This is a genomic window from Bacillus sp. JJ664 (assembly GCF_036962205.1).
Classification (GTDB): domain Bacteria; phylum Bacillota; class Bacilli; order Bacillales; family Bacillaceae_G; genus Gottfriedia.
Map to the genome: position 1 here is coordinate 1 of NZ_JBALMS010000097.1, position 6,009 is coordinate 6,009.

Below are 6,009 nucleotides of genomic sequence, written 5' to 3' on the forward strand. Positions count from 1 at the left end.
TTTTTTTGGGATCTGATTGTCTAATTAGAAAAGCCACAGACGTACCAGTAAACGAACCATACGCAATTCCCTCTAAACTTCTTCCAACATATATCATCCACGCTTCTGTACTACCAATCATGAGCAAAGTTGAAACTATTGAAATCAAAATACTAATGCTAAGAACTTTTTTCAGTCCCCAAGCACTTCCTTTAGCCCCCACAACAAGTAGAGTCGGTAACAGGAATGCAGCATAGATTGCAAATAAAATCGTAATTTGCAAACTGTTTAATTGATAATATTCGCTATACAGCGGAAATAATGGTGTTACAAAAGTTGCACCACAAGACATTAATAATATAACTAATAACATTCTTTTCACATTCATTTTCCTTTCTAAGACTTAATTTAAATTCTTATCTTTTATAACCTTATTAACAATTTTCTTACTCTATATGCCATTCGTTCCTTTTTCGAGAATGTTTATTCTCAAATATACAATCCTCCACATCTCCGCGATTATCAAAAAGAATATATTCACGTTTCCGCAATATCACGATTTGTGAAGGATGGAAGTTATCTAAATTTATTAATAGAAAAATTTCAGGCTGAATTCATGCACCAATAATTGTATTTTTAATTAACGCTTGTTTTCGAAACTCAATACATAAAAGCTATTTATATTAGCTTCATATACTTTTAATTGTTTATTGGCTATTCATCAATGCAATTATTAACTTCCTTCGACGTTTATATTTATAACATATTGTGAACGAACGGTAAAGAATTATTTTTTACCGTTCGTTCTCGAATTATTATTAAAATAAATAGCAACAAAAAAAGTTAATGTCTTTAGATAACTATTTTTCATTCACTATAAAATTAGAAATCCGGTCCTAATCTAATACAGAGAGTGTCGTATCAATAATATTTTTAAGTTTATTTTTATTGAATCATTTTTAAAATAATGGAATTAAAAAAAATAGCATTCCGTCTCCTCAAAATGATGGAAAGCTATTTTTATTTAAATTTCCATATCCCTTTTCAATAATTGATAATGCAAGTTGCGGATGTGTTTCAAGTAGTTTTAGTAAAGTTTCTTCACTTAACAGTAGAGAATTTTTTACACCTTCCCCCTCTTGTTTCTCAACTATCAATTCTTCTTTAGAAAAAATGGGTTAGTTTTTACTGGTTGACCAATTTTTTTATGGTTTTATCATTATGGTAGTCGGGGAAGAACGAAGCGCCAGTGGGGCTTAGACCCCGTCAACTAAACAGTTCACCCCCCTACTTATAGAAACATGATTTAGGCTGGTTGGGACATTGATCCCGCATAACAAGCGAACCTATGACACTATGAGGGAATTTTTGGGAACCGATAAATTTAGTTTAGGAGGAGATAAATTATGAATCCAGTAGTTGGTCTGGATGTCGCAAAAGGAAAAAGTCAGTTACAAGGTTTTTTAGATAAAAAGACTCCTTATAAAAGAAGTTTTAAGATTTCACATACAATTGAAGGGTTTGGGCAGCTACTTCAATTTTTACAAGAAATCGAAGATATAACGAATATAAAACCTGTTATCATAATGGAATCGACAGGACATTATCATTCGCCAGTTATGCAGTTCTTAGATAACTTAAATTATCTATACATCGTTATAAATCCTTTAATCTCTTATCGAGCTAAAAGCTCGAGTTTAAGAAAGGTAAAAACTGATGTCATCGATGCATATCACCTCTGCGAGCTGTATTACAAAGAAGAACTAGAACCATATAAAAAACGTGGTGTCCAATTATTAAACCTTAGAAATTTAACGAGACAACACGATCATTTAACAGGTATTAGTTCTCAGGCAAAACTACATTTTTTAGCGATTCTAGATCAAGTATTCCCTCAATATCGTGGTGTGTTTGGCGATGTATATTCTAATGTTTCTCTCTTAACATTATTAGAATTTCTTACATCTGACGATATTTTACGAGCTGGTGAAGAACACCTTACAAAACGAATCGCATCAATATGTACTAGCCGTTCAAAAAGATGGGCAAATGAAAAAGCAATTTGTTTACTGGCTGCGGCAGAGAAGAATCCATTTCAAATCACACTATATAAAAGTCTTATTATTTCGCTTGAAATGCATATAAAAATGGTTCTTCAATACAAAGAACATCTATCAAATTTAAAGGCAGAGATAGATGTTCTCGTAAAAGAAATTGAAGAATATACTATCATCCAATCAATTCCTGGTATCGGTGAGAAAATCGCGGCAACAATTATCTCTGAAATTGGTGAAATTGATCGGTTTGATAACCCTAAAAAACTTGTGGCTTTCACCGGAGTTGACCCGAGTGTCTTTGAATCTGGTAAATTCACAGCCACTAAAAACCGTATTACAAAACGTGGTTCAAATCGATTGAGACATGGGTTATTCATGGCTGTTCGGTGTGCAATTCGTGATACTCGTAAGAGTAAGACAACTGAAGAAATCATCCCACGAAATAAACGATTGCGACAGTATTATGATAAAAAGCGTGAAGAAGGAAAACCGTTTAGAGTAACAGTAATTGCTTGTGTAAATAAACTATTACATTGGATTTATGCCCTGTTAAAAAGCAAAACGACTTTCCAAGATTTAACTTAAATCCATATAACAACCAAAATTAACAAAACCTTCCAAACTCTAATTAATGGAAGGTTATTTGGCATGTCAAAAATAGTATAACATGAGTTAAAATTTAATTTTATTGATAAATATTGACAAACTATTAGCTGGTTTAGTTGTACAAGATTATAAATAAATGGGTACATAAAGTAAAGAACAAAATCAGAAATACTCATTAACTAATTTATATTTTCAATTGAAATAGTTACTATTTACGAATCCATTAGTAGATTGTTTTTCAAAGCATGTAAATACAAAATAACCTGCTGCTATTCCAATTGTTGCAATTAGTGTAGATGTTGAATTTCCAAAATACCCTCCCATAATGTATTTGATAAAGGTAAATTTCAAAGAAATTATTTGTTTTAAAAATAAGTACGGGGTAATAACAAAGTATAAAGTGGGAATTCCTAATACAATAAATCTAACCCAATTGAATTTCCAAACTCCCTGTTTGAGGAAGTTTTTAATATTATAAGGAATCGACAATATTGCTCCAATTATTAAAGGAAACAAAGTTTGAAATTTATAATAATCAAATAAATCATAGGTAATACCACTTTGCTTATAAAGATTACTCTGATGCTTTAAACCCACTGAGATTACTACACCTAATATAATCAAATATAATAAATACCCTACTATACTTTTAATTTTATCTCCCACATAAATCCCCCTCGGTCTTAATTAATAGAGAACTTGATTAGTCTTATTCAACTAATAATCTGCCAGTTAGTACAACAAGAAGGGCTGCCGAAACAGCCCTTCTTGTTCTTCCTGCTATTGAACTAACGCGCCAGCTAGTTGTATAACTATATTCAATTTTATTTTCAAAAAAATAATATACTTAATATTAGACTCTAAAAATAAAAGCACTGACTACTCAGTGCTTTTGTTTAAATATGATATCCCTTGTTCTTATAAGTATTTCTTTAAGGATTCTTTTAACAGTAATTCACATAAATCTTCATAACTTATTTGATTAGCGTGGGCTTCTCGAGGTAATAAACTAGTTTGCGTCATCCCAGGTAGAGAGTTCGCTTCAATACAATAAATTACATTATCATGATCGATAATAAAATCTATTCTCGAATATACTTTTAGTCCTAGTAAATTATGTACTTTTAACGCCGTGTTTTGTAATTCTTCAGTCAAACTATCTGGGATATTGGCAGGAGATATTTCTTCACTTGCACCTTCTTGATACTTACTTTGGTAATCGAAGAAACCTTTATTGGGAATAATTTCTATAACAGGTAAAGCAGTATTTCCAATTATACCAACAGAAAACTCTCTTCCCTCTATTTTTTCCTCAATTAGAATAGTATTTGAAATTTCTTTAATTTCTTCTAATGCTATATGAAGTTCCTCAGAATTATTAAGAATTATCACTCCAATACTAGAACCGTTATCATTTGGCTTCACAACAACCGGATAGTGAATTTCTGGTAATTCATTATCAAAATTATAAACATCCCATTTAGGCGTTTTTATCCCATTAAAAGCCATTAGTTCTTTTGAAATTATTTTATTCATCGCTAATAGACTGCCCTCATAACAACTACCAGTGTATTGAATACCATATATATCGAATAATGCCTGTAATTGTCCATTTTCACCTATTCCACCATGGAGAGCAAGAAAGCAGATATCGGCATCTTGACATATTTCTAACACATTAGGACCAATTAAAGACTTTTGATTATTTTGTTGTTTTAGTAATACTTCCAAATTAGGTTTTTCTTTAGGCACTGTATAAGTATATGTTTCTTTTCTATATTTTTTATAAGCTGATTCAAAATCAGAAACATCTTGTATACCTTTATAAATATCTAGTAATAATACATCATGATTTTTTGATATTAAAGCATTAGAAATTTGAGCGCCAGAAGCAAGTGAAACATCCCTTTCATCACTTAATCCTCCAGCTAATACAATAATTTTCATTTTCTACCTCCTATGGTTTTTATTTATTACTAATTTTATATTAAAGGCAAATATACGCTCCAAATTCTCTATGAATTTTTTCCAATTAGAATTATTAACCTCATTTCTGCTTTTATAGCTTATTCAAATTATCTGCTAGTTAGCACAATAAAAATGAACTACTGAATCAGCCCAACATTGTGTAACTAACTCGCCAGTTAGTTGATTAATCCAATTGAAAATTTAATCAAAATAGACCTGTTCCTGTGAATTATGTAAATACTTAAACGCTAATTTAATTTGTGATTCTGTATTTCTATTTATCGATAGTGGCGGTAGTTCGTTTTCAGCAAAAAAATCAACTCCACCCGTTTCAATTCCCTCCTCAGCTTCTCCCCCAATTATTTCACACTGTATAAATAATTTATATGTATACCAATGTCACCCCATCCACCTGGTAACGACCAATTTCCATCAGCGTTTTCTCTCACCATTAATATTTTATTATTTTTAAAAACAATTGCCCTAATATCTACTTTAGGAGTTGCATAACCAGTTTCATTAGCGAATAAATCTTTGATTACTGTTTTATCCATAGTTGTATGGAGTGACAAAATTTCTACGCTTAAGTTTCTTATTAATTCGAATCGTTCCAAGTCATAAACATCTTTTGAATAAGTTAATCCTGCCTGTGCAATGGATTGAAGTTGCTTTGCCCATTCAAGCCACTTAGGTTCCATGTTTCATCACTCCAAAATAAAATATATTAAAATTCCAACCCATAATTGCTTAGTATNNTTGATATTCAACTAACGCATGATTTAGTTGAAATAAGTACATTAATTCACTTATCATTTATTTTTTTCCATCCATCTTTCGAATGAACCACTAATAGCTTGCCTTTATTAACAAACTCAATAGTTTTTCCATCGACTTTACAAGTTATTAAAGTGAATTTCATTTTAACTAAATCGTAATCAGGATGTTTATAAAAAATGAAAGAGGCATCTGAAAGTGAACTTGAACCATCGAGTATTTCCATCCATAGCCAGTCCGTTTTCCACCATCCACGCTTGTTCTTATTATACTGATGAATTAACTTCATCTGATGATCCTCAAGTTTTAAAATGTCCTCTTTGGTTAATATTTTCGTCACAACCTGCTCTTTTTTCGTTTCATTGACTTGCCATTTGAAATAGGATCTTTGAATTTTAGTGAAGTTTCCAGCTATTACTATAACAATAATAATCAATGCTAAAAATAGACTTTTTCTAAGTCTTTTTTTTCCTTCATCTATAATTAGAAGCCCCCCTTACATTAGTTCTTTTTTATAGATATTAGATAAATTAAGCGGATAATCCTTTTGATGAAGTAATTATTTCATCCTTATTGACCTAACCTGCCAATTCCTTCAAAAAAAAATGAGCCATAAATATGACTC

5 protein-coding genes and 1 pseudogene are annotated in these 6,009 nt (G+C 30.9%); 1 reads left to right on the forward strand and 5 read right to left on the reverse strand.

The window, feature by feature from the left end; all coding sequences use genetic code 11:
• Positions 1-367 (reverse strand): MFS transporter (locus V7056_RS15180; RefSeq protein WP_499703255.1); only part of this gene is annotated, 367 nt, incomplete at its 3' end.
• Between the two features lie 1,018 nt (positions 368-1,385).
• On the opposite strand from V7056_RS15180, the gene V7056_RS15185 reads away from it, so the two are divergent.
• Complete coding sequence (locus tag V7056_RS15185; protein ID WP_499703257.1) at positions 1,386-2,621, forward strand: IS110 family RNA-guided transposase; 1,236 nt, start codon at positions 1,386-1,388, stop codon at positions 2,619-2,621.
• Between the two features lie 213 nt (positions 2,622-2,834).
• Here the strand turns inward: V7056_RS15185 and V7056_RS15190 are convergent, their stop codons facing one another.
• The 4 genes and pseudogenes from V7056_RS15190 to V7056_RS15205 all read right to left on the reverse strand — a co-directional run bounded on the left by V7056_RS15190 (position 2,835) and on the right by V7056_RS15205 (position 5,673).
• On the reverse strand, positions 2,835-3,308 hold the full coding sequence (locus V7056_RS15190) for a hypothetical protein (protein WP_499703259.1): 474 nt from the start codon (positions 3,306-3,308) through the stop codon (positions 2,835-2,837).
• A gap of 252 nt (positions 3,309-3,560) precedes the next feature.
• Positions 3,561-4,589, reverse strand: coding sequence for a D-alanine--D-alanine ligase family protein (locus V7056_RS15195; RefSeq protein WP_499703260.1), 1,029 nt, complete (start codon positions 4,587-4,589; stop codon positions 3,561-3,563).
• Between the two features lie 222 nt (positions 4,590-4,811).
• Positions 4,812-5,308, reverse strand: a pseudogene (locus V7056_RS15200) (NUDIX hydrolase).
• Between the two features lie 104 nt (positions 5,309-5,412).
• Positions 5,413-5,673, reverse strand: coding sequence for a hypothetical protein (locus V7056_RS15205; protein ID WP_499703262.1), 261 nt, complete (start codon positions 5,671-5,673; stop codon positions 5,413-5,415).
• Between the last annotated feature and the right edge of the window lie 336 nt (positions 5,674-6,009).